This is a genomic window from Moraxella sp. CTOTU48268, from assembly GCF_032069585.1.
Classification (GTDB): domain Bacteria; phylum Pseudomonadota; class Gammaproteobacteria; order Pseudomonadales; family Moraxellaceae; genus Faucicola; species Faucicola cinerea.
Genome location: NZ_DAMALV010000018.1, coordinates 1 through 24,001, shown reverse-complemented (window position 1 = coordinate 24,001; position 24,001 = coordinate 1). Strand labels below are relative to the sequence as shown.

Annotated in this window: 24 protein-coding genes; 16 read left to right on the top strand and 8 right to left on the bottom strand. The window is 45.5% G+C overall.

The features are described from left to right. Positions 1-10: 10 nt before the first annotated feature. The 10 genes from RT143_RS07620 to RT143_RS07575 all read left to right on the top strand — a co-directional run bounded on the left by RT143_RS07620 (position 11) and on the right by RT143_RS07575 (position 12,409). Positions 11-1,273 (top strand): UDP-glucose 6-dehydrogenase, encoded by a 1,263-nt coding sequence (locus tag RT143_RS07620; protein WP_313092222.1) that lies wholly within the window; start codon positions 11-13, stop codon positions 1,271-1,273. An 8-nt stretch (positions 1,274-1,281) separates the two neighbouring features. After that, positions 1,282-2,316, top strand: coding sequence for a UDP-glucose 4-epimerase GalE (galE, locus tag RT143_RS07615; protein ID WP_313092221.1), 1,035 nt, complete (start codon positions 1,282-1,284; stop codon positions 2,314-2,316). Positions 2,317-2,573: 257 nt separating this feature from the next. Next, positions 2,574-3,533: a 16S rRNA (cytosine(1402)-N(4))-methyltransferase RsmH gene (gene rsmH, locus RT143_RS07610; protein ID WP_313092219.1), complete on the top strand. Its 960-nt coding sequence runs from the start codon at positions 2,574-2,576 to the stop codon at positions 3,531-3,533. A 141-nt stretch (positions 3,534-3,674) separates the two neighbouring features. Next, complete coding sequence (gene ftsL / locus RT143_RS07605; protein WP_313092217.1) at positions 3,675-4,223, top strand: cell division protein FtsL; 549 nt, start codon at positions 3,675-3,677, stop codon at positions 4,221-4,223. Between the two features lie 12 nt (positions 4,224-4,235). After that, on the top strand, positions 4,236-6,305 hold the full coding sequence (locus RT143_RS07600) for a peptidoglycan D,D-transpeptidase FtsI family protein (protein ID WP_313092215.1): 2,070 nt from the start codon (positions 4,236-4,238) through the stop codon (positions 6,303-6,305). A 19-nt stretch (positions 6,306-6,324) separates the two neighbouring features. Continuing rightward, positions 6,325-7,887, top strand: coding sequence for a UDP-N-acetylmuramoyl-L-alanyl-D-glutamate--2,6-diaminopimelate ligase (locus RT143_RS07595; protein ID WP_313092213.1), 1,563 nt, complete (start codon positions 6,325-6,327; stop codon positions 7,885-7,887). A 14-nt stretch (positions 7,888-7,901) separates the two neighbouring features. Further along, the gene (locus RT143_RS07590; RefSeq protein ID WP_313092211.1) at positions 7,902-8,546 is read left to right on the top strand and encodes a histidine phosphatase family protein; all 645 of its coding nucleotides are present in this window, start codon (positions 7,902-7,904) and stop codon (positions 8,544-8,546) included. A gap of 65 nt (positions 8,547-8,611) precedes the next feature. After that, on the top strand, positions 8,612-10,093 hold the full coding sequence (locus tag RT143_RS07585) for a UDP-N-acetylmuramoyl-tripeptide--D-alanyl-D-alanine ligase (protein WP_313092209.1): 1,482 nt from the start codon (positions 8,612-8,614) through the stop codon (positions 10,091-10,093). A gap of 233 nt (positions 10,094-10,326) precedes the next feature. Continuing rightward, complete coding sequence (gene mraY, locus RT143_RS07580) at positions 10,327-11,445, top strand: phospho-N-acetylmuramoyl-pentapeptide-transferase (RefSeq protein WP_007115049.1); 1,119 nt, start codon at positions 10,327-10,329, stop codon at positions 11,443-11,445. A 67-nt stretch (positions 11,446-11,512) separates the two neighbouring features. Next, complete coding sequence (locus tag RT143_RS07575) at positions 11,513-12,409, top strand: putative RNA methyltransferase (protein WP_313092207.1); 897 nt, start codon at positions 11,513-11,515, stop codon at positions 12,407-12,409. Between the two features lie 10 nt (positions 12,410-12,419). Here the strand turns inward: RT143_RS07575 and xerD are convergent, their stop codons facing one another. Genes xerD through recN form a run of 6 tightly spaced genes read right to left on the bottom strand, consistent with a single transcriptional unit; the run spans position 12,420 to position 16,937 of the window. Next, positions 12,420-13,364, bottom strand: coding sequence for a site-specific tyrosine recombinase XerD (gene xerD, locus RT143_RS07570; RefSeq protein ID WP_007115047.1), 945 nt, complete (start codon positions 13,362-13,364; stop codon positions 12,420-12,422). Between the two features lie 36 nt (positions 13,365-13,400). Continuing rightward, positions 13,401-13,673: a sulfurtransferase TusA gene (tusA, locus tag RT143_RS07565; protein ID WP_050324895.1), complete on the bottom strand. Its 273-nt coding sequence runs from the start codon at positions 13,671-13,673 to the stop codon at positions 13,401-13,403. After that, positions 13,666-14,133, bottom strand: coding sequence for a hypothetical protein (locus tag RT143_RS07560; protein WP_313092204.1), 468 nt, complete (start codon positions 14,131-14,133; stop codon positions 13,666-13,668). The genes tusA and RT143_RS07560 overlap by 8 nt, the downstream gene beginning before the upstream one ends. Further along, positions 14,130-14,615, bottom strand: coding sequence for a Holliday junction resolvase RuvX (gene ruvX / locus RT143_RS07555; protein ID WP_313092202.1), 486 nt, complete (start codon positions 14,613-14,615; stop codon positions 14,130-14,132). Before ruvX ends, RT143_RS07560 begins: the two co-directional genes overlap by 4 nt. Next, positions 14,608-15,174 carry a YqgE/AlgH family protein gene (locus RT143_RS07550; RefSeq protein WP_050324897.1) on the bottom strand — a complete coding sequence of 189 codons (567 nt, stop codon included), beginning with the start codon at positions 15,172-15,174 and terminating at the stop codon, positions 14,608-14,610. The genes ruvX and RT143_RS07550 overlap by 8 nt, the downstream gene beginning before the upstream one ends. Positions 15,175-15,230: 56 nt before the next feature. Next, complete coding sequence (recN, locus tag RT143_RS07545; protein ID WP_313092200.1) at positions 15,231-16,937, bottom strand: DNA repair protein RecN; 1,707 nt, start codon at positions 16,935-16,937, stop codon at positions 15,231-15,233. 578 nt (positions 16,938-17,515) lie between these two features. Between recN and ppnP the strand changes: the two genes are divergently transcribed. The 6 genes from ppnP to RT143_RS07515 all read left to right on the top strand — a co-directional run bounded on the left by ppnP (position 17,516) and on the right by RT143_RS07515 (position 22,156). Continuing rightward, the gene (gene ppnP, locus RT143_RS07540) at positions 17,516-17,854 is read left to right on the top strand and encodes a pyrimidine/purine nucleoside phosphorylase (protein ID WP_313061927.1); all 339 of its coding nucleotides are present in this window, start codon (positions 17,516-17,518) and stop codon (positions 17,852-17,854) included. Positions 17,855-17,913: 59 nt separating this feature from the next. Beyond that, positions 17,914-18,690, top strand: a complete 777-nt coding sequence (gene rlmB / locus RT143_RS07535) for a 23S rRNA (guanosine(2251)-2'-O)-methyltransferase RlmB (protein WP_313092199.1) — start codon at positions 17,914-17,916, stop codon at positions 18,688-18,690. 15 nt (positions 18,691-18,705) lie between these two features. Continuing rightward, the gene (gene imm45 / locus RT143_RS07530) at positions 18,706-19,053 is read left to right on the top strand and encodes an Imm45 family immunity protein (protein ID WP_159375365.1); all 348 of its coding nucleotides are present in this window, start codon (positions 18,706-18,708) and stop codon (positions 19,051-19,053) included. 78 nt (positions 19,054-19,131) lie between these two features. Next, positions 19,132-19,791, top strand: a complete 660-nt coding sequence (locus tag RT143_RS07525; protein WP_219299538.1) for a potassium channel family protein — start codon at positions 19,132-19,134, stop codon at positions 19,789-19,791. Positions 19,792-19,828: 37 nt separating this feature from the next. Beyond that, a complete protein-coding gene (locus tag RT143_RS07520; RefSeq protein ID WP_313092197.1) occupies positions 19,829-21,226 on the top strand; it encodes a TrkH family potassium uptake protein in 1,398 nt (465 codons plus the stop codon). Between the two features lie 219 nt (positions 21,227-21,445). After that, on the top strand, positions 21,446-22,156 hold the full coding sequence (locus RT143_RS07515) for an exonuclease domain-containing protein (protein WP_313092195.1): 711 nt from the start codon (positions 21,446-21,448) through the stop codon (positions 22,154-22,156). A 25-nt stretch (positions 22,157-22,181) separates the two neighbouring features. On the opposite strand, the gene hemJ is transcribed toward RT143_RS07515, so the two are convergent. Both hemJ and RT143_RS07505 read right to left on the bottom strand, forming a co-directional pair. Continuing rightward, positions 22,182-22,625 (bottom strand): protoporphyrinogen oxidase HemJ, encoded by a 444-nt coding sequence (gene hemJ, locus RT143_RS07510; protein ID WP_313092193.1) that lies wholly within the window; start codon positions 22,623-22,625, stop codon positions 22,182-22,184. A gap of 91 nt (positions 22,626-22,716) precedes the next feature. Further along, positions 22,717-23,868 (bottom strand): aminotransferase class I/II-fold pyridoxal phosphate-dependent enzyme, encoded by a 1,152-nt coding sequence (locus RT143_RS07505; RefSeq protein WP_313092192.1) that lies wholly within the window; start codon positions 23,866-23,868, stop codon positions 22,717-22,719. Positions 23,869-24,001: the final 133 nt, after the last annotated feature.

The window sequence follows — 24,001 nt, the reverse complement described above, 5'->3', positions numbered from 1 at the left end:
GAAGAAAAAAATGACAAAAACTGTATATGTAATTGGCAGTACCAATGAATCAATCAATGCCTGTATTTTGCTTGCCACCCTTGAATATCAAGTCAGGCTATTGACCGATGACGATAGCCTTCAGCAGGTCATGAATGATTACCAGTTTGATCGGCAGATGGTGCTACTGTGGCAGTTGTACCAATCTCAAGGCAACATCGTTACCCAGCCTTTGCCAATCCATGATTTTTCAGCCTATGTCAGCGCAGATGATATTTGGTTGTTTGTCGATGGTGTGTCAGCGCAGGCGCTTGACCAATTTGGCTCATTTCATTTTAACCCAACCACCCAGATTATCATCAGTGGTGTCAAAGCCATTGGTAAGATTGAACAATTCGCCCGCAAATTGACGACTACTTGGGTGTATTATCTTCCGTTTATTTTTATGAAAGATGGGGCGAATTTTAGTTCTTTTTTCCAAGCCGATTTGGCACTGATTGGTGAAAAAACGCAAGGCAGTAGCGCGCACAACAACATTTTGCTGTTTTTTATTGAAAAAAGTGACAAGCACTTTATTACCGATATTAAAACGGCAGAATTTGCGCGCAGTAGTATCATGGGAATGCTGGCAACACGCTTGTCTTTCATGAATGAAATGGCGCGTCTCGCCGCCAGTGAACAGGTCAATATCAAACAAGTTGAGCAAGTCCTTGGGCTAGATAAACGCATTGGTAAAGATTATCTCAAAGCAGGTTGGGGATTTGGTGGCAAGTCATTGCCGCTAGAATTGGATTTTTTGATTGATGGATTTAAGCACAATCAAGTAGAGACATCATTGCTAGAGGCGGTAAAATCCATTAATGAAGACCAAAAAGAACTGATTTTCCGTGAATTTTGGCAATATTTTGATGGCTTTATCGAAAATAAAACGGTGATGATTTGGGGCTCAGGCTATCGTAATGGGACGGGACGCACCACCCATTCAGCGTTTCATCCACTGATCAAATTATTATGGTCATACAATATCAAAACGATTGTGTATGCCAACAATACCAAAGAAGAATTGTTAGAGTTATACGGTAATCATCCGCTGTTTTCATTGACCGACGATGCCTATGCGCCGCTTACACAAGTGCAAGCATTGTTTATTGTCAACTGGTCGCTACCGATCAAGCCGGATATCAATCGTTTAAATAACATTGCATTACCCATTTTTGATGCAAAAAATACGTTAACCGAATCACAAATTCAGCAGCTCGTTGGTTTTTATACGGGTATAGGCTGTAAAAAATAGGCAAAACAATGATAAATCAAAGCAAAAAAATCTTAGTGACTGGCGGGGCAGGCTATATCGGCTCACATACGTTAATAGAGCTAATTGCGGCAGGATTCACCCCCGTGGTGTATGATAATTTATCCAATAGTAGCCGGACTTCGCTGGCGCGTGTCCAGCAAATTGTAGGGCAGTCCATTGAATTTATCGAAGGCGATATTTTGGACACACAGCTGCTTGCCAAAACCTTTGCCGCGCATGACTTCACTGCGGTGATTCATTTTGCAGGACTAAAGGCGGTCGGTGAATCGGTTGCCAAGCCACTTTGGTATTATCAAAACAATGTCGCAGGCACGCTCAATCTACTCGATGCGATGACCAACGCCCAAGTAAAAAACTTGATTTTCTCGTCATCCGCAACCGTGTATGGTGACCCAGAAGCCTTGCCGATTGTCGAATCCTCACCGCGTTCTGCGACCAATCCGTATGGGCAAAGCAAGCTGATGATTGAACATATGCTTGAAGATTTGGCAAAATCAGATAACCACTGGCAATTAATTTCACTGCGCTATTTTAATCCCATTGGTGCCCACCATACCGGAACCATAGGTGAAAATCCCAATGGCATTCCAAACAATTTGATGCCGTATGTTAGCCAAGTGGCAGTGGGTAAGCTGCCGCAGTTAAGCGTGTTTGGCAATGATTATGATACCGTGGATGGGACAGGCGTGCGAGATTATATTCATGTGGTTGATTTGGCAAAAGGGCATGTCGCCGCTTTACAGTATTTGGAACAGCAAACCCAGCTCGGATTTGAGCCGATTAACTTGGGTACAGGTAAAGGGACATCTGTATTAGAATTGGTGAATGCCTTTATCAAAACCACGGGTCAACCCGTGCCTTATAGTATAGCACCAAGACGACCTGGCGACATTGCCAGTTGTTATGCCAGTAGTGATAAAGCCAAGCATCTGTTGGGCTGGCAAGCCGAGTTTGATATCGAGCGTATGTGTACCGACACTTGGCGTTGGCAAAGCCAAAACCCTAATGGCTATGATGATTAAGCGCCCCGTTACTATTATTGGATATTAGCGAGTATTAACGAATATTAATGACGGTTTTATGACCGTCTTTTTTATCGGTAGGTTTTATCAAAGATGAGTATTTTTATCATAAAAACCCAGTTAAGGTTATGATTTTACTTGACCCTAGGTTCGCTTCAGCGATAATAGGGGATTAGATAAATTATGATTTTTATTTGTTTTCACCCTAGCGATTGTTTAGCGAATTTCTTTTTTCTTATTGTCCCATTGAGCCTGTTATGACTGTTAGCGCACCTGAATTTATCCATGAAACTGTTTTGCTAAAAGAAACGGTGGCAAGTGTGCTCAATGTAACTGTAGCGGCGCTAGAAACAGGAACCATCAAAAAAACGGGCACCTTTGTCGATGCGACATTTGGGCGCGGTGGGCACAGCCGATTGCTGTTAACTTATTTGGATAAAGACAGTCGTCTGCTCGTATTTGATAAAGATCCCCAAGCCATACAAACGGCGCAAGCATTGGCAGCCAGTGATGCGCGCGTGATAGTGATTCATGATAGTTTTGCCAAGCTACAGGACAATCTGCAGCGATTAGGGATTGAACAGGTCGATGGGATTATGGCAGATTTGGGCGTGTCCTCGCCGCAGCTGGATGACGGTAGCCGCGGCTTTAGCTTTATGCGTGATGGTGCAGTTGATATGCGCATGGATACCACCCGTGGCGAATCGGTCGCCCAATGGTTAAAACGCGTGGATGAAACCGTGCTTGCCGATGTGCTGTATAACTATGGCGAAGAACGACACAGTCGCCGTATTGCAAGGGCGATCAAACAAATGGAGCACTATGATTCTACCCTAGCGCTGGCAGAAACCATCAAACAGGCGCATCCCAACTGGCAAAAAGGCAAGCACCCTGCCACCCAAAGTTTTCAAGCCATGCGTATTTTTATCAATAATGAACTCGGTGATATTGACAGCTTCTTGGATCAATCGCTCATGGCGCTTAACGTAGGGGGACGCTTGGCGGTGATTAGTTTTCATTCGCTAGAAGACCGTATCATCAAGCAGTTTTTGCAAAAACACAGTAAAGGTCAATATCCTGAAGATGCCAATTTGCCGATGCCACCCAAACGCCCCAAACTGCTATCTAAACCTGAGCGTGTCGCCCCGTTGGATACGGAAATAAGAAACAACCCGCGCGCCAGAAGTGCGTGGCTTCGGTCAGCCACCCGATTGTAAAAGTAGCCGTTTTTGTAACATGATATTTATAACAAACAATAAAAAGCGATTGCATTAACCAAACTTAGATGGGTTGCGTTATAATGACTTGTTTTATCTTGATACCCTGCTCTTTGATATAAAAAGCTCTTTGATATAAAAATGCCAAAATCTCAGCCCCTGCCTCCCATGACGAGTGATCCCATGCCGAATGGCCGCGATAACCAAAATTCGCTCAAAAAAACTCGTTTTTTCTCCGCCAAAAATAACCACGCAACGGTAAAAAATAACACGCCGATGAAAAAAAGCAGTGAAGGCTTGGGTGCCAGTATTAGCGAGATGCTCGATACCGAGTATCGCGGCGTTAGTCTATATACGGTTGCGATGATGCTATTAGTGATTGCGATTTTATGGACAGGGGTGAGCGTCGTCGAGCAAATCCAAACTTATCACCAACAATATGGCGAGCTGCAAAAACTCAAAAAACAATTTCGCCAGCTGCAAATGGAACACCAACGTATGCTGATTGAGCAGCAAACTTTTAGCGCCACCCCGCAAGTGACCAACCGCGCGGTGACTGAACTCAATATGTTTTACCCTAACTTGTCTGATCGTATGATTATTCACGACAACAAAGTCACGGTATTTACTAGTGACGCCAGCAGCAACGAGTCAAACACTCCAGCTATCAATCCAGAAACGCAGCATTGATGAGGCAACCGCGTGAATACTCGCAATAAAAAATCGATAACCACCAAAGTTGCCAATGCCATGTCAGGGCGACCCACCAAAGTGCCTGTGCTCAAAGTCACTGCCCCTAAAAGAAATGCATCAAAGCGTCGTAGTGGGGCGTCACGCCAAGGCAGTATTGAAGAAGATGCCATTCGCTTTAAGTCCATTTGGATAGCGATGGGGTTAGTATTTGTGGCGATTTTTGGACGATTGGCATACATCCAAGTCATTAATAAATCCTACTATCAAGACAAAGGTAATTCGCTCATTACCACCGTCAAAAAAGAGCCGTCTTACCGGGGTATGATCACCGATCGCAATAACATGCCGCTTGCGATTTCAGCGCCATTAACCTCTGCGTATTTTAGTCCGCATGATTATGCGGTGGAATACTATGAGCTTAAAGCGCGCCAACAAGAATTGCAAAAGTCTAAACCGAGTAAATCAGTCAGTCGTGAGCTTGAGCGCGTTGCAAAACGTTTGCAAAACATGGATTTAGCCAAACTTTCGGCATTGACAGGCATTAGCGTCAGCGAATTTAAAAATGCGGTGCGTATCAATGACAATATCAATCTTGCCGATAAAGAGGCGGTAAAAGCTGTATTGCCCACAGGCGCAGGGTCGCATTATTTTCCATTGATGAAAAATGTGCAACCTGAAGCGGCACAGCCGCTCATCGATGCCAATTTTGCTGGGGTCAGTACCGACACGTTTTATCAGCGCTACTATCCACAGCCACAACCGAATGCCCAATTGTTAGGCTTTATGGCGCGTACCAATCTGGCAGATGGCACGCATTACCAAGGGCAAGCTGGGGTAGAGCGCGTATTTAATGACATGCTATCGGGCAAAGATGGCGAAGTCATGGTCATGCGTGATGCCAAAAACAACAGCATTAAAGAAATCGAACAAGTCAAACCTGAAGTCGCTGGTAAAGATTTACAATTAACCGTTGATTCACGGCTACAATATATCTTGTACCAAGAACTTGAAAAAGTCGGACGTGTGCAGCAAGCGCGCTGGGCAGCGGGTATGATTGTTGATGTCAACTCGGGCGAAGTGATGGCGATGTCCAACTGGCCGTCGTTTAACGCCAATGACTTAAATAGCTTATCCAATGAAAACCAGCGTAACCATGCCTTGATGGATGTATTTGAACCCGGTTCGGTGATGAAACCCATCACCGTTGCCACGGGCTTAAAGTCAGGACAATACAATGCCAACTCGCTGGTTAATACCAGTCCAGGTAGCATGGTGGTGCAAGGGCATACTATTCGTGACCATGGCAATTTAGGCACTATTAGTCTGCGTACCCTATTGCAAAAATCGAGTAATATCGGCTCAGCAAAAATTGCCCTTTCTTTGCCCGCCACCGCGATGAGTGATACGCAAAAAGCCTTTGGGTTTGGCGCAAAAACCAACCTAAAATTACCCGGTGAGTCCGCAGGTCTAGTGCCAACGCCTGAGCAAAATGAAATCGCACGCCGCGCAACTGTGTCGTACGGTTACGGTCTGCAAGTCACGCTGGCGCAGCTTGCGCAAGCTTATAGTGTGTTAGGGGCAGGGGGCGTGATGCATCCGTTGACGCTCCTTAAAAGTACCCGTGATAACGCGCTTAATAGCAGTAGTACCAATAATGTCGCCGTCCCTTTTGCCAAACCTGCTGCCAAGCAAGTCATCAAAACCAGCGATGCCCTTACCATTGTCGATATGATGACGTCAGTCACTGAGCCTGGCGGTACGGCAACCTTAGCCGCTATCGATGGCTATCGTGTGGCGGGTAAAACCGGTACGGCAAGACGCACTAATCCCAAAGGCGGTTATTACAATGACCAATACCGCACCGCGTTTGTCGGTATTGCCCCTGCTTCCAACCCACGTTTTGTGGTCGCCATCATAGTTGAAGACCCGCGTGTTAACAAATTTGGTGGTTTGGTTGCAGCACCCGTGTTCCGCAGTGTGATGAAAGAAGCCTTGCGTTTGTACAATGTGCCGTTTGACAAGCCGCTATCGGGTAAAGAAACCACTACCACCAGCATCGAAAGTGTCAATGACTTATAACAACCCTATGGAAAAAGCTATGATTACGTTGCAACCGATGATGTCTGCGCTATCGCTACCAGAAAGCGTGCGACAACTGTTAAACCCTGTCATGAATCAACCATTTGGGCAGTTTGTGGTCGATAGCCGTCAAGTGGGTCAGGGCGATGTATTTGTATTGCTAAAGAGTCAAAACGCGACCGACAGCCTCGATTTGGAAAAAGTTGCAGGTTATCTTACCCAAGTCGCAGACAAAGCGGCGTTTGTGTTGTCAGAAATTGATGTATCCGCGATCCAGTCGCAGTTTACGTTACCGATTATTTATTTACCCACCATTCGTGATTTTTTAGGTTCTCTGATTCAAACCAGTTTGCAACAGCAACATCCTACCAAGTTACCGGCGGTCATCGCGGTGACAGGCACCAATGGCAAGACCACCGTAAGCCAATTGGTCGCCCAACTCATCAGTCAATCGGGCATCAAAACTGCGGTGATGGGCACGGCAGGTAATGGGGTTTTGCCAAATTTGACCCCAAGTACCCATACCACCCTAGAAGTCTTTAATCTGCAACATGCGATTGATGATTTTGCCAAACACGGGGTACAAGCCTTAGCCATTGAAGCCAGCTCTCACGGATTGCACCAGCAGCGGCTGCAAGGCGTACCTGTCAACGTGGCGACGTTTACCAATTTAAGTCGTGATCATCTCGACTATCATACTGACATGGACGATTATGCGCAGGCGAAAGCGCGACTGTTTGATAAAGCGCATTTTCCCACTCTCACTCACGCGATTATTAATTTAGATGATGAATTTAGTGCGTTGATGATTGAGGCAGCTAACGCATCCCATTTAACCGTGTGGACGTATAGTTTGACCAATGACAAAGCCGATTTTTTTGCCAAGACTATCCTGCCTAGCTTGCAAGGGGGTGATTTGACCATTGCTCTTTCAAAAGCTGTCACGCCACAAGGTGAATTAACGGTGAGCAGTCCATTGTTAGGGCGATTTAATGTGGCTAATTTGTTGGCGAGTATCGCAGGCGCCTTAGCGTTATCGCAAAGTGCCGCGATGGGATTGAGTGTGGCGCAAATCCAAGCGGCAGTGCCAAAGCTTCGTGGCGCCACAGGTCGTATGGATCGGGTGCCGTCGACCAGCAGCTGTTTTATCGTGGATTATGCGCATACGCCAGATGCGCTAGAGCAAGTGTTGACCAGTTTAAAATCGCACTGTACGGGTGAGCTTTGGGCAGTATTTGGCTGTGGTGGCGACCGTGATAAGGGTAAACGTCCACTGATGGCGCAAGCAGGACTGCGCCTAGCTGACAAAGTGATTTTGACTGCCGATAACCCACGCAGTGAAGACCCCAATGCGATTTTGAACGATATGCAAGCGGGCATGACTTGCCAGCAGCACTATCAAGCCATTATCGAGCCAGACCGTCAAAAGGCCATTGAATATGCAGTGCAACATGCGAAGCCTAGTGATATCGTGGTGATTGCAGGCAAAGGGCATGAGACTTATCAAGAAATCAAAGGGGTGCGCCACGATTTTGATGATAAAGTAGTGGTAAAAAATGCCATTGAAAAATTCGGCAAATAACTTAGCCTAGCATCATGAAAAAAATCTACCTAATCCGTCATGCCCAAAGCGAGTCCAATGCAGGGCAAGCGGTGCGCCCCAATCATGCCATCAATCTTACTGACGTTGGCAAGACGCAAGCGCAAGCATTAGCGGATTGGCTCACTGACCATATCAGCGAGCCAGTCACCGAGATTTTTGTATCCCAGTATCTTCGCACCCAGCAAACGGCTCAGCCTTATCTACAACGCACTAAGCGTACAGCCACTGTCATCGACGAATTGCATGAATTTAACTTTTTGGATTTTGACACCATCAAGGATTTGTCATTTGATGACATCCGTGTGATTGCCGATGATTTTTGGCAACAGCATTCTGCGCACCGAGCCAGTGAGGTGACGGACAGTTTTGAGCATTTCGTAGCGCGGGTACAAAAGGTGCGCGCGTATTTTGATGCCTTGCCCGATGGCACCTATCTAGTATTTACTCATGGCATGTGGATTGGCATGCTTATCTGGCAACTGCTACTTGGTGATAGCCCGCGTCTATATAATATGAAAAAATTCCGTGAGTTTGAACTGGCAACGCGCCCCAAAAATTGCGAAGTGTTGTTGCTCGCTGCTGCAGGGATCAAGAAAGTATGGGTGCGCAATGATGGGCAAGATGACGAGATTCGCTAGTAGTAAACTATAAAGAGAACCCAATAAAGAGACCCGAATAAAGAGACCCCAACAAAGAGACTAAAATGACTGCATATATTTGGCAATCTGCCAACTTAACCGAAGCTGTGAAAGACCTAAACCCAACCTTTCACAGTGATTTTACCCAGACATCCACAAAAATTATCACCGATACCCGCAAAATTGAACAAGGCGATATCTTTTTAGCCATTAAAGGTGACAACTTTGACGGGCATGATTATGTAAAAACTGCCAAAGATAAAGGCGCGGTCTTAGCGATTGTCAGTCGTGCAGTCGAAAGTGACTTGCCGCAACTTGTAGTGACTGACACAAAATTGGCACTCGGCAAATTAGGTGCTTACCGCCGTGACCAACATCCCAATCTAAAAGTCGTCGCGATTACAGGCTCTAGCGGTAAAACCACTGCCAAAGAAATGCTTGGCAGTATTTTAAACCGTATTGCGCCGACACTTATCACTCGCGGCAATCTCAACAATGATTTGGGTGTGCCGATGATGCTACTAGAGCTGACCGATGCGCATCGTTACGCCGTCATGGAGCTTGGCGCCAATCATGTCGGAGAGATTGCTTATACCACCCAGCTTGTCAAACCCGATGTCGCTTGTGTGCTCAATATCGGCACAGCACATTTGGGGGAGTTTGGCGGGCGTGATAATATCGCCAAGACCAAATCTGAGATTTATCAAGGATTAAGTAACACAGGTACAGCGATTGTGCCATTTGGTGATGATTATTTTGATACGCTACTCAATAATGCCCAACAATTTACCCAAAATATTCTCACCTTTGGCGAGCGTGACGTGTCTTTGGCGGATGCTGGCGTGGATATGCAACAAGCCAAAGAAATTGGCTTAACAGATGAAGATACGGTGCTACTGATGGGCGATGTGTTTGCCGATGATGTGGAAGTCGGTAATACCAGTACCTTTAGCCTAAATTTCAATTTTGAAATTGATGAAATCGAGAGTCAAAACGTCAGCTTAAACTTTGCAGGTGAACACAACATCAGCAATGCCTTAGCCGCCGCGGCCTGTGCGCAAGCCTTGGGGCTGTCGATTGATGATATCGCCAAAGGACTTGATGCTGCCAAACCTGCCAAAGGTCGACTCAATTTTATTGAGTTTGGCAAACATACTTTAATTGATGACACTTATAATGCCAACCCTAGTGCCGTCGTTGCTGCCGCGCAAGTATTGGCTAGCCAAGGTGCGCCCACCATGTTGGTATTGGGCGATATTGGTGAGTTGGGTGACGCTGCGCAAGAGGAGCATCGCAAGCTCGGTGAGGCTATTGTCGCTTCTGGCGTGACTGTGCTGTATACGGTGGGGGAGTTAACGCCTGTTACCGTCGCGCAAGCGCAAGCATCTGGCATGCAAGCACAGGCTTACCCAGACAAAGCCTCCCTACTTGCGGCCATTAAAGATAAGCTGGCGAGTAGTGATGACGCCTGGCATATCTTGTTTAAAGGCTCGCGCTATATGAGGATGGAGCAGGTAATTGACGAGTTAACCCGTCAGCCATCCTAGCTAGAAACAGAACTTTCATCAGTCATTTGATAAAAATTGGCTGATTTTTTGTGAATTTTTACTTAAAATAGTCAACTTTTCATGATGGGTTTTTGATGATGAGTCAAGGTGAGACAGTTTTTATAGACGGTTTTCACAGATAGTTTTCATAGCGAGTTTTCATTTATTTCATCATGATCATAATAGGGAGATTGCATCCCTGTTTTACCCGACATTCCCTAAGGAGTCCACTCGTGCTATTGTGGTTATTTGAATGGCTAAGCCAATTTTATTCCCCATTTTCGGCTGTGTCGTCGCTGACCTTACGTGTTTTATTAGCGGTGCTGACTGCGCTGGGTATCAGTATGGTGTTTGGTGGGCGCGTCATTGAACGGCTGCGTGCGCTCAAATATGGACAAGCCATTCGTAACGATGGACCACAGAGCCACCTTGCCAAAACAGGCACACCCACCATGGGCGGGATTTTGATTTTGGGCAGTATTTTGGTGACCACGCTACTGTGGGCGAATCTAACCAACCCCTACGTATGGATTTTGCTGGTGGTGTTGGTGATTTTTGGTGCGGTGGGCTGGGCAGATGACTGGCTAAAAATCAAATATAAAGACCCAAAAGGCTTGATTGCACGCAAAAAATACTTTTGGTTGTCGGTTGGTGCTTTATTTGTTGGTGTGTCCTTGTACTGGATTGCCAGTCAGCAGCCGCATGTGGCGACAGCTCATGCCATGCAAGATTTACTGATTCCATTATTCAAAAACGTGTCAATTCCTTTCTCCGCTGTACCATTGGGTTTGGCGTTTATTATTTTTACTTATTTTGTGATTAATGGCACCTCAAATGCGGTCAACTTAACCGATGGTTTGGATGGTCTCGCCATTTTTCCTGTGGTGTTGGTGGCCGCAGGCTTAGGGGTGTTTGCTTATGTGTCAGGGGATTTTCGCTTTGCTGAATATCTCCACGTGCCCTATATTGCTTATAATAGCGATGTGACAGTCGTGTGTGGTGCCATGGTTGGGGCGGGCTTAGGGTTTTTATGGTTTAATGCGCATCCCGCCCAAGTGTTTATGGGTGATGTTGGTGCATTAGCCTTGGGCGCGATGCTTGGCACCATTGCTGTGATGACGCGTCAAGAGATTGTGCTGTTCATCATGGGTGGTTTATTTGTGGCAGAAGCGGTATCGGTCATGCTACAAGTAGGCTCTTACAAACTTCGTAAAAAACGCATCTTTCGCATGGCGCCCCTGCATCACCATTTTGAAGAAGGCGGCTGGAAAGAAACCCAAGTGGTTACCCGTTTTTGGATTATTACCATTGTCTTGGTTATTTTAGGGCTGATGACGTTGAAACTTCGCTAACTTTGCTACGTTCGCTAACAGCGCTTTGCATCAATTGGGTTTTTAACAGCTTTTTTGAGATATTTTTATGGTGGCATTGCCTTCGACATTTTCTGCAATTTTTCGCTGCCCGATTTGCCAAAGTCCGCTAAAGGTGGGTGAAAAAGTTTGGCAATGCACCGGTGAAAACGCGCAGCAGCGGCAACATGGCTTTGATGTCGCCAAACAAGGGTATGTGAATCTACTGCCGGTGCAAAATAAGCATAGCAAAAACCCTGGCGATAGTGATGAGTCGATTATGGCGCGTCGTCGTTTTCTACAAGCCGGGTTTTATCAGTCGCTGCAAGATGGGCTGTATGACTTTTGCAAAGGGCTATTATCCTCCCAACAATCAGTAAATTGGCTAGACATTGGCTGTGGCGAAGGATATTACACTGAGCGATTTTTACAGCTTAACCTAAGCAAGTTAGTCGCGCTTGATATTAGCAAACCTGCCATACTTGCCACGGCCAAACGACTTAAACCAATTAGCACGACCACACAAAAATATTGCTTAGTGGCATCTGCTTCGCAAGTACCATTGGCCAGTCAGGCGGTGAGTATATTGACCAGTATTTTTAGCCCGATTTTGGCGGATGAATTTCATCGGTTGGTCAGCGACCAGGGCTTTGTAGTGATTGCCAAGCCTGCCGTCAATCACTTGATTGAGATGCGTGATGGGCTATTTGAACAAATCGTGGCACACGACTCAGACAAATTTATCGATGAATTAGCACCGTATTTTGAGTTGGTCAAGCAAACGCGGGTGGAAACCACGATTTCGCTTACCGCTACGCAGTTACAAGATTTATTGACGATGACACCCTATGCGTTTCGGGCGCAGCCAGCCAGACGTGAGGCGTTAATCGACCGCTGCCAGCAAGCAGGGTCAATGCGCTTTACGACCGATTTTATGATTTATGGGTTTCAAAAAATTTGTCTGTAAACAAACAGCCTTAAGCGCGCGGATGATGCTGCTGATGCAGCTGTTGCAGCCTTGCTGTAGCCACATGGGTATAGATTTGGGTAGTTGATAAATCGCTGTGACCCAATAACATCTGTACACTGCGCAAGTCAGCGCCGTGATTGAGCAAATGAGTAGCAAAGGCATGACGTAAGGTATGCGGAGAAATTTCGCTTTCGATGCCGGCTTGCTTGGCGTAGCGTTTAATGACATACCAAAAGTTTTGGCGGGTCATGTAGCCGCCTTGTTGGGTCAAAAATACCGCTTGGCAGCGACTTTCTCGCCCATTTTTCATGATACATAGCTGCGGTCGCGCAAGAGTCAAATAATCGGTCAATACATCAATCGCCACTTCGCCAAGAGGTACCAGCCGCGTCTTATCGCCTTTACCGGTAACCTGTAACCAGCCAGCATTGAGATTGACTTCACTTAACGATAAATGAATAAGCTCAGAGACACGCAGCCCGCAGGCATAGAGCACTTCAAACATGGCTTGGTCACGCATGCCCAATGGTGTCGATGTATCTGGGCTAGCGAGTAGGGCATCGACATCACTTTCGGATAAATCTTTGGGCAGCGCGCGCCCAAGTTTTGGGGTCTTGATATGCTCACACGGGTTGTCATCACGCTGATTGGCGTTGATTTGCCATAAGAAAAACTGTTTAAGCGATGATAAGGCACGCGCTTGGCTGCGTGCTGTTTTACCTTGTTTATAAAGCGCCGCTAGGCAAGCCAACACGTCACTGGCATCCCAACGGGTGATGGCTTTGCTACAGGTGGTTTCGCACAGCATCAAGTCACGAATATAAGCATTGCGTGTATTGGTGGCAAGTCCCCGCGTCAGCAACTCTTGGCGAAACTGCTGAATATAACTGGGCTCATCATGAAGGTGTAAGGCTTTGACTTGGCGGGGTTGGCGCGCGGCGACTTGGGACATAAATGACTTGAAATCTCAGGATAAGGGGGCTTTTTTTTAACCAGCTTTCTTCTTAATCCAGTAATGATACACATTGGCATACGGATCAGGGTTTTGATGTTGTTGCGGGTTGATGATGTCTTGCTGCTCGATAAGCTCATGCCCCAGATGACGACAAAAATTGGGGATATCGCGCGTGGTCGCAGGGTCAGTGGCGATGACGTGAATCACTTCCCCCGACTGCGCTTTACGAACGGTTTTATGCAGTAGCATAATCGGCTCTGGGCAAATCAGCCCTTGGGTATCGAGTTGGTAATTGGCATCAGGCATGTTGAGTCTCTGTTTTTTGAGTTTCTGTTTGTCGACTTTCTTGGATAAAATTAAAAAAACGGGTTAAATTGGCTTTAAACATAAACGCCACCCCAATCCAGGCGGCTAGGGCGACATAGCTACTGATAACAAACAAGCCAAATCCCATACCGATACACAGCGCAAGCATGCTCGGCTGGCTTAAACGGTAACGGTATAAAATAAACGCCACATAGCAGGATAGGGGTATGGTCAGTCCAACGAGTCCGTAAGGCACCCAATGAAATAAAGTATAAATCGTTTGACTGTCCTTAAACTGTGATAGGCTCTTTAGGGTACCAAATAATAAAAATAGCGCAATTGCCAAATAAACCAGATAAATTGACCATTTGTTGAGTCGCTGTGCGTGCTCAATCAAACCAAGAACAGGGGCAGAAAAGCCTTTGGTCGTTGGCGTAGCAGACGCGTTTAATTGAGTCATGATAACAGCGCTCCTTCGCCACTTCTAAGCCAACTGCCAAGCATAATCGCTGAGGCAATACTATCAATCGGCTCTTTGTCACTTTTGATTAGACCATATTCCCAAGCCAAATTTTTGGCTTCACGGCTAGTTAAGCGCTCATCTGCCAAAATAATCGGGCATGGTCGATGCGCTTCCTCGAGCTGGTGTTTAAGCCTACGAGCAAATTTTTTGGCACGATTACCAAGCTCAGATGCAGTGCCATCCATATTCAGCGGCAAACCAATGATGATGGTGCTCACTTGCCATGACTCGATAATTTTTAGCAATTCATCCCAATTGGGTTTGCCATTATCCATTTTAAACTGCATCAATGGGCTTGCGGTTTGGGTTAAGGTATTGCCTAAAGCGATACCCATTTTTGCGATGCCAAAATCAAGCCCCATCACCGTTTCGATAGTTTGGGTGTGATGAGTATCTTGCGGCTTATTTAGGTTAAGCATGCCCGATATCCGTACTCAGTTTGTTAAAATCAACGCCCAACTGCTGAGCGGCGACTTGCCAGCGAGTCTGATGGTCGATATCAAACAATAGCCCCATTGATGCCGGCAAAACAAACCAATCGCCTTGGTTGATTTCTTCTTCTAGCTGCCCTTTTCCCCAGCTGGCATGACCCAAACAAAGCTCAAAATGCTCAACGCCTTGACCATTGGCGATACTTTGTAAAATATCCTTGCTAGTGGTGATACAGACGTTTTCGGTGATGGCAAACGAAGATACCCAATCGGGCTGTCCCGTATGGAGCACAAACCCAACTTCCGGGTTCATAGGACCCCCATCTAAGGGTAATTTTCGGTGCAAGTCGGTGATTGTCACATCAATATTTAGTTCTTCAAACAATTTGGCGACGTTGCTGGTTTCGATAGGTTTGTTAATTACCAGCCCTAACGTGCCTTGTTGGTCTTGACGGCAAATATAGACCAAGGATTGATAGAAAATCCCGCCGTCAATATTGGGCGAGGCTATCAAAAAATGGTTGGTAAGATTTTGGTTTTTTGACATTCAGTGGCATACCTAATTAAAAGCGATAAACATTAAAAGCGACAGGCGATATTAAATTAACTCACCCGGCGACTTGCTAGCAAACTGCGGGCATGTTTGAGCGTGTCTTCGGTGATATTGACCCCGCCCGACATGCGCGCTAATTCCTGCACTTGGTCATCGCCCGACAGAATTTTTAAGTGAGACTGCGCCTTCTCTTGCTGGGTCTTGTACACCAAAATATGCTGATGGGCTTGTGCGGCGACTTGCGATTGGTGAGTGATCGCAATGATTTGTTGTTCTTCACCCAGTTCACGCAGTAACTCGCCCACCACTTGCGCCGTGCCACCACTGATACCCACATCCACTTCATCAAATACCAATAACTGACGGGTGGTGGTTGCCATATCGGTCGTCGTATTACGGCAAACCCCTTGCGCATCAATGACTTGCATGATAAGGGCTAACCGTGATAATTCACCGCCTGAGGCGATTTTGTGAATCGGTTGCATTGGCATACCGACATTGGCACTAAATAGCAAATCGATTTGCGATAACCCGATACTTTGTGGTTTATCAAGTGGGGTAAATTCAAATGCTGCCTGCACATTAGGCAATGCCAATGCTTTTAACCGTGCAACTAGCGCTTCAGCTAATGTCTTGGCATTGGCTTGGCGACTGTCATCCAACGCTTGGGCTTTTTGCAAGTAGGCTTGATAAGCTTGTTCAATTTGCTCTGCCATCGCTTCAGGCGACATCACCGATTGCAAATCATCTAATTGCTGTTGCCAGGCTTGGCTGTCTTCAACAAGGCTTTCAGGGGTGGTGTGATATTTGCGCGCGAGTCGGTGAAACGTCGATAACTGCTCATCAAGTAGTGCTAACCGCTTGGGGTCAAGGCTTTGTCCCTCAGCATAATTGCTCAGGGTGCTAGCCACTTCAGCGATTTGGGTATGTGCTGAATACAACTGTTCAACGCAATCAGCATAGGTTTGGCTAAGCTCGGTCTGCGCTTCACACAGTTTAATCGCCCGATTAAGCAGGCTTATCACATCGGGCTCATCGCTGTCATTATCGAGTAGTTGCACCGATAATGCGGCTTGCTGCATGAGGTTTTCAAGGTTAGATAATTCATCGTATTCAGCTTCAAGTTCACTGTATAAGACAGTGGCAATAGGCTCGATATCGGCTAATTGATTACTCAATAGCTGAATTTGCTGCTGGCGCAATTGCTCGTCTTTGGCGTGCTGGGCGGCTTGTGATTTAAGGCGTTCGTACTGCAAAAACGCTTGTTTCACGTCGCTTGCTTGGCTGTTTAAGCCCGTAGCACTATCAAGCCATTCCATCACAAACTGCGGACGTAGCAAACTTTGCTGGGCATGTTGGCTGTGAATATTCACCAGTAGCCCACCCAAGGTTTTAAGCTCATTCATACTAATGGGCATGCCATTGAGCCAAGCTTTACTACGAAGCGTACCGTTTTGGTTGGCAAGTTGCCGGCGAATCAGCAGCGTATCGTCTTCAAATGGGTAATTTTGCTCACTAAGCCATGCCATGACTTCGGGTAATTGACCGATATTAAATTCTGCAAAAGCGTCTGCCGTGGTCTGTCCATGCCGAATCAAACCTGCGTCACTACGACCACCCACGCACAAGGTCAAGGCGTCAAGCAATAGTGATTTACCAGCACCTGTCTCGCCAGTGATAATGTTAAATCCAGCATTCATCTCAATCTCAGCATTGGTGACGAGGGCTAAATTTTGTAAGGTTAACTGTGTCAGCATATCAATCCTATCATTGACGTTAAGAGTGGCACATTGGCGGTCAAATTCGCGAAAACTTTATTGTAACCTGGTCATGAAAAGCTCACAATAATCCTAGACAAGTCTTCAAAAATCAGTAAAAATTCCATCTAGCTGTTTCACACTAAACAATAGCATAATTGGGACAATTACAAAATAAGCAACGCAAAAATCCAAATTTCCGTCAGCTGGCTATCTTTGATGGGTATCTGTGTCTAGCAATCTTCGCCTAGTTGAGTTAAGGGCGGTTTCATCGATTGTCATAAAACAGAGATTGTTATTAATAGATTGTCATAAAAGTTGACTAAATTTGATGCTATCCTATTGCTCTAAACAACGTCTGCATAAGGATAACGGAACATAATTTTTTATCAACCGTTAACAATCTATCGGCAATAGCATTGGCTGATTGCGACAAGTCACGGACTGCGTTTGATTATAAAACCCATTTGTCGACTAAAAAAAGCGGGTTGCCGCAAAACGACCTGCCATTCTTTATAATTCTTTATAATAAGGCAGCGTTATCAAGTCAACTGACTGTGTATTTTAAGGAGAATCTCATGACGTCACCTAATCGTTTCGACCATGTATCGGTAGAAAAAATAGCGAATGTTTACTATGAAGGTCGTACTTTTAGTCGAACCGTTTGGTTTGAAGATGGACGCAAAAAAATGCTAGGAATCGTGCTACCTTGTGATGCCAATGTGCCTGCCTATGAATTTAAGACTGACTCATCTGAACGTATCGAAATTTTGGCAGGCGAGTGTGAAGTCAAACTGGCAGGCGAGGAAGAATTTACCTATTACCGTGCCGGTCAAGCATTCTTGGTCGAAGGGCATAGCAGTTATGAGCTACGTAATGAAGCAGTCGTGCAGTACATTTGCCACCTAGAAGGCTAGCGGATAATATACAAGGCTAGGGCAAGGCAAATATAAAATCGAAAAAAGGGTCATTAATTATGGCAAAACCGAGTTATTTTTATGGCATTCATGCCGTGCAATCCATCTTGCAACACCGCGGTATCGATGGGTTGACACTCTTTATTCAAGACGGTAAAAAACAAGATGATGCCACGGTAGCCAACATCACTGAGCTTGCCCAAACCTACGGGATTGCGATACAAATCAGCGCTAAAGACAAACTCACCAAACTTGCAGAAAGTCCGCAGCATCAAGGCGTGGTATTACAAGCCCGTCCTGCTGAACTCCAAGATGAGGTAGATCTCAAATACCTCGTCGACAAACACCAAACCGAGCGAAAACCGCTATTACTACTGGTGCTTGATCAAATCACCGACCCGAACAACCTTGGCGCGTGTTTGCGTACCGCTGTGGCAATGGGCGTCTCAGCCGTCATTATTCCCAAAAATCATAGCTCAAGCATCACCCCAGCCGTGGCAAAAGTCGCTGTCGGTGCGGTGGAATTAATGCCTTTTATCCAAGTTACTAATCTTGCACGTACGCTCACTGACATCAAAAAACAAGGGGTGTTTGTGTTTGGTACGGCTCTAGATGACACGGCAAAGCCCGTGCAAGACTGTGATTTGACAGGTGATGTGGCGATTGTGATGGGCTCAGAAGGTGACGGTATTCGCCGTTTGACCGCAGATACCTGCGACCAGCTAGTTTATATCCCGATGCCCGGCAATGAACATGGGCAAATCCAAAGCTTAAATGTCAGTGTCGCCACTGGCATGGTACTATACGAAGCCAGTCGTCAGCGTTTTAAGAAATAATTTACGTTATCAGTAATGTTTACCAATCTTTTAGACTTTGATGAAGAAAAAATTTGGTCTGGCACAATTTTAAGAATTTGTTTGTCTGAAAAGTCAGAGTTTTATTATACCGACAAAGTTTTTGACCTAATGGTATTTGAGAACTATACGGAAGTGATGGGCTTAGGTGCTGTAATCATCAATGGCTATAAAGCAGGAAAAATCAGCTTTTTCTTTCCTAAAGATGCTTATTATGACATGTCGCTTTATTCAGTTAGTACAAAATGGCTGCAACAAAATTTATTGGCGATTTTGAATATTGAGCCAAATAAAGCAGATATATTTATTTTGAAAAGTCAGAACGTATTGCCTTTTAGTAACTAAAGAATTTGTTGAAACCCATAGTTAAAATAATAAAATGAATCTTTAATAAGTAAAAAAATATCAAAAAGGAAAAATATAATGCAATTTGCCATTATCGGACTGGGTGTTTTTGGTATTACCTGCGCTAAAGAGCTTGAAAAATTGGGCAACCAAGTCCTAGCGATTGATATTGATGAAAAACTGGTCGATGACATCAGTGAATATGTCACCCGTGCCGTGATTGCTGACGCCACCGACAAAGACACCATAGAAGAGCTTGACCTTGCAAGTTTCGACGGCGTACTCGTCAGCATTGGTGATAACCTTGAAGCCAGCTTGCTATGTACACTCAACCTACTAAGCCTGAACGTACAAAACCTATGGGTGAAAGCCAAAACCGACTCCCATCACCAAATCCTACAAAGCTTAGGGGTGAACAATATTATTCACCCTGAACAAGACATGGGGATTCGTATTGCCCAAAAGATGAACTATCCGATGGTCAAACAATACATGGCATTGGGTGACGAGCAGTTTTTGGTTCGTTTAGACCCACCTGAGCAGTGGCGAGGGCACCCGTGGTCGGATGTCCAACACAACCATCCTGATATTACTTTTATCATGCTAAAACGCAACCAGCAAATCTTTAACCAATTACCCGATGGCTTTTTCTTTCAAGGTGGGGATAAATTGGTGGTGGGTGGTGATACCCAAGCGCTGCGTCGCCTTGCCAAAGCCATTCGCCAAACGGCTATTTAGCCCACCACTCACGCAAAAAAAGTAATTAGGTGTAGATATGCCGTTTCGTGAAGTCAAAAAAGGCGACAAACCAAAGATTGTTGATAAATCAAAATCCAGTGCTCACGACCCAGAGCCGCCTACCAAACAGGGACTGCATTTGTCCTCGCCTGCTATTTTGTCCTTGGGATTTTTAGCGTTGATTGTCATTGGTACGGTTTTGCTGTCATTGCCAATCGCAACGATTCAACCGATTAGTCTGTTAGCCGCAGCCTTTACTGCGACGTCTGCGGTGACCGTCACGGGGCTAAATGTCGTAGATACCGCCAACTATACCACGTTTGGACAACTGGTGATTGCCGCGCTGATTCAATTTGGCGGTCTAGGCTTTATGACCTTTGCAATTTTGGTATTGACCAGTTTGCAAGGCAAAATGGGATTATCCGGCTCAATCACGGCGCAAGAAGCGTTGGGTACCCATAGCAACCAAATTGGTAGTACAGCCAAAGCGGTAATCAAAATTGCCTTTATCACCGAGAGCTTGGGTTTTTTAGGGTTAACGCTATTGTTAGCACCGCTAAAAGGGCTAAAAGATGCGATGTATGAAGCGTTTTTTCTGTGTATCTCAGCATTTAACAATGCAGGTTTTGCGCTAAATGGCAACAATATGACTGCCTATGTGCACCAGCCGATGATTAGTTTTATCATTAGCTTGCTTATTATCACGGGCGGTATCGGGTTTTTGGTGATTTTAGATATCATCAAACACAAGCGCTGGCAAAAATTTACCCTGCACACCAAAGTCATGGTTTTGGGCACACTGGCACTCAATATCATTGGTTGTATGGGGTATTGGTTACTTGAGCGTCATAATGCCAAAACGATTGGCGGATTGAGCGAAGCTGGTCAGTGGTTTGCGTCTTGGTTTATGGCGGTGACGTCACGTACCGCAGGTTTTAATAATATTGATTATAGCCAAGTGACAGATGCCAGTACGTTATTGACCTTTATATTGATGTTTATTGGCGCAGGCTCAATGTCCACAGGTGGCGGTATCAAAATCGGCACCTTTGTGGTTATCCTAGCATCGACTAGGGCATATTTGCGTCAGCACCCGCAAGTGACGATTTTTCATCGTGCTATCTCTGATCACTTGGTAAAAAAATCGTTTGCGGTGATGAGCACCTCGATTTTGATGATTGCTTTAGCGGCGTTTATGTTAACCATATTTGAGCCAGAAGGGCATTTGGTTGATATTTTATTTGAAGTGATATCGGCATCGGCAACCGTCGGTTTATCGCGAAATTTCACCCCGACCTTGAGTGAGCCTGGGCAATGTGTGATTATGTTTATGATGTATATGGGGCGTCTTGGACCGTTAACTTTGGCGTATTTTATCGCAACCCCTAAACCGACCCGTATTCGTTATCCTGAGACCCATACCCTTGTTGGTTGAGTTGGTTAAGCTGGCTAATTTAACAGGATTGGCGAAGTGACAAATACCAAGCACAACCTTTAGACAGCGGTTGGTGTACCCAAGATACTGAAAATAAGATACCGAAAACCCAAGATACTGAAAATCCAAGATACCGAAAACCTAACGAAGCTATCGCCAAATCGTGTATGATGATTGTCTACAACTGGTGAATTGAGCGATTTAGTAAGTTTTAAGGTTATGAGTAGTTATATTTTAGATACAGAAGCGCATGGATTGGTTGAGCCACATGCGACCGAAATTGCCTACATTGGCGTGGTGTTTAGTCCAGCAGGCGAGCTGATACTACAGACCCACAACGCCTTTGAGCAGCGCTTTAACCCACACAAAAAAATTACTTTGGGTAGCCAAGCCATCACAGGGATTTTTGACGACGATGTGGCAGACAAGCCGCCGCATACTGATTTTGAGTTACCAAAAGACTGCGAGTATCTCATTGGGCACAATATCGACTTTGATGCTGAGGTGCTCTCCAATGCTGACTGTGATTTATTAAACATTAAGCGTATTTGCACTTTAGCCCTGGCGCGGCATTTTTTTCCGCAGTTAGATAGCCATAGTTTGGGGGCGCTACTGTGTTTTTTTGAGCCGCAGGTTGCCAAAAAAAATATCAAATTCGCGCATGGTGCCAAATACGATATTTGGTTTACCTTTTTGGTATTAAAAGCTATCTGCTATCAGCATCACATTACCGATATGGCTCAGCTGTATCAAGCCAGTGAACATGCCCGAAAACCCACGGTAATGCGCTTTGGCAAACATAAAGGGGTTGCTATTAAAGACTTGCCGCCTGATTATGTCGATTGGCTGCTCAAACAAGCTGACCTTGACCCGTATTTACACCTTGCGCTCACCGAAAATAGCGCAGGCAATCATGGCAATCTTCTATGATTGAATCCATGAAATACTAAAATGATTACGCGCCAAATTGCGGTTTAACAATCACCAAAATCACCACAGCGACTAAAATAAACACAGGCACCTCATTAAACCACCGCCAAAAAATATGGGTTTTATAGTTAGGGTTATCAATCAGTTTTAAGCGAAATCGACCACAAGCTACATGATATACTGTCAACGCAATGACGCAGGCTAGCTTGATATGTAGCCAAACTTGGGTTTTATAACTGTCCCAATTAGGTAGCAGCATACACAAGCCAAAAATCCAAGTGGCAATCATCGCAGGTGTCATGATGCCGCGATACAGTTTACGCTCCATCAATGCAAATCGCTCTTGACTGATTTTATCGGCACTCATGGCATGATAGACAAACAAGCGTGGTAGATAAAAAATCGCGGCAAACCAACACACCAATGAAATCACATGCCAAGCTTTAAACCATAAAAAATATTCTGTCATTGCTTACTCCGATGATGATGCAACTAAACAAGCTTGCCCTAAATTAGCTTACTCTAAATAAACTTGCCCTAAAAAAGTCTGCAAATAGCCGTTATTTTAAAGTCTGCATGACAGCAAGTAAATCCGAGATTTGTTGTTCACTATGACGAGCACTCACGCAAAAGCGTAGCCGTGCTGTGCCTACAGGCACTGTAGGTGGGCGGATGGCCGACACCCAAAAACCGCGAGATTTTAACGCGTTGGCAAGCTGCAGGGTTCTATCATTATTGCCAATGACCACAGGAATAATGGCGGTGGTCGGTATTTGATTATCAATACCTACTTGCCAATTTTGCTGCAATAGCCCTTGACTGAGCTGTTTGATATTGGCAAGTAATTGATCGCTGCGCAAAGTATCGGTGTTCGACATGGCTATGCTAGTTTTAGTCACGCTGGCAAGCACAGGGGGCATCGCCGTGGTGTAAATAAATGAACGGGCAAAATTGGTCACATAGTCAATCAACTCACTCGAACCTGCGACAAATGCGCCACTGGTACCTATCGCTTTACCAAAGGTGCCGATATAGATATCCGCTTGCGGTTGGGCTTTTTTATAAGCTTGATAGGGCAAACCAAAACCGTGCGCATCATCTACCATCAAGGCGCATTCATAGCGAACCGCTAACGCATGCAGCGCAGCCAAATCCGCAATAGTACCATCCATACTAAAAATATGATCGCTGATAATCAGTTTTTGCTTAGCGCTACTTTGCGACAGCAATTGTTCTAATTGGCTATAATTGCGATGCCCAAAACGCATGACTTTGGCACGGCTAAGGATTGCCCCATCGACAATGGAGGCATGATTGAGCTTATCACTGAAAATCACGCTATCTTTACCACACAACGCTTGAATCACACCGACATTTGCCATATACCCTGTGCTAAAAGTTAATGCCCGTTCATAGCCTGTCACTTGGGCAAGGGTGGTATCCAATTGTTCATGCCAAAGCGTATGCCCCGTAATCAGGTGCGACGCGCCACTACCGACTTGCTGGATAGTTTTTGCAGCTTGGCTAAACGCTTGTATGAGCTGCGGGTCGGTGGCAAGTCCCAAATAATCGTTGCTGGCAAAGTTGACGTAGGTTTTGCCATCTATGTCAATGGTGGGCGTCACGCCTTGACTAATGGGTGTCAGTTGACGATACAAGTCTTTTTGGCGCTGTTCATCAAGGGCTGATTGAAGGGCAAAATTGGCTAACATACTGTTGAACTCTGTTGAAGCATCGTTAAAGCATCTAAAAAAAACCGCCACTTCGGCGGTTTCTTGGCATATCAAACGACAGCCAAACTCCCGATGCGACCATTCATCGCATTGGTCACCGGGATTTGTCTAG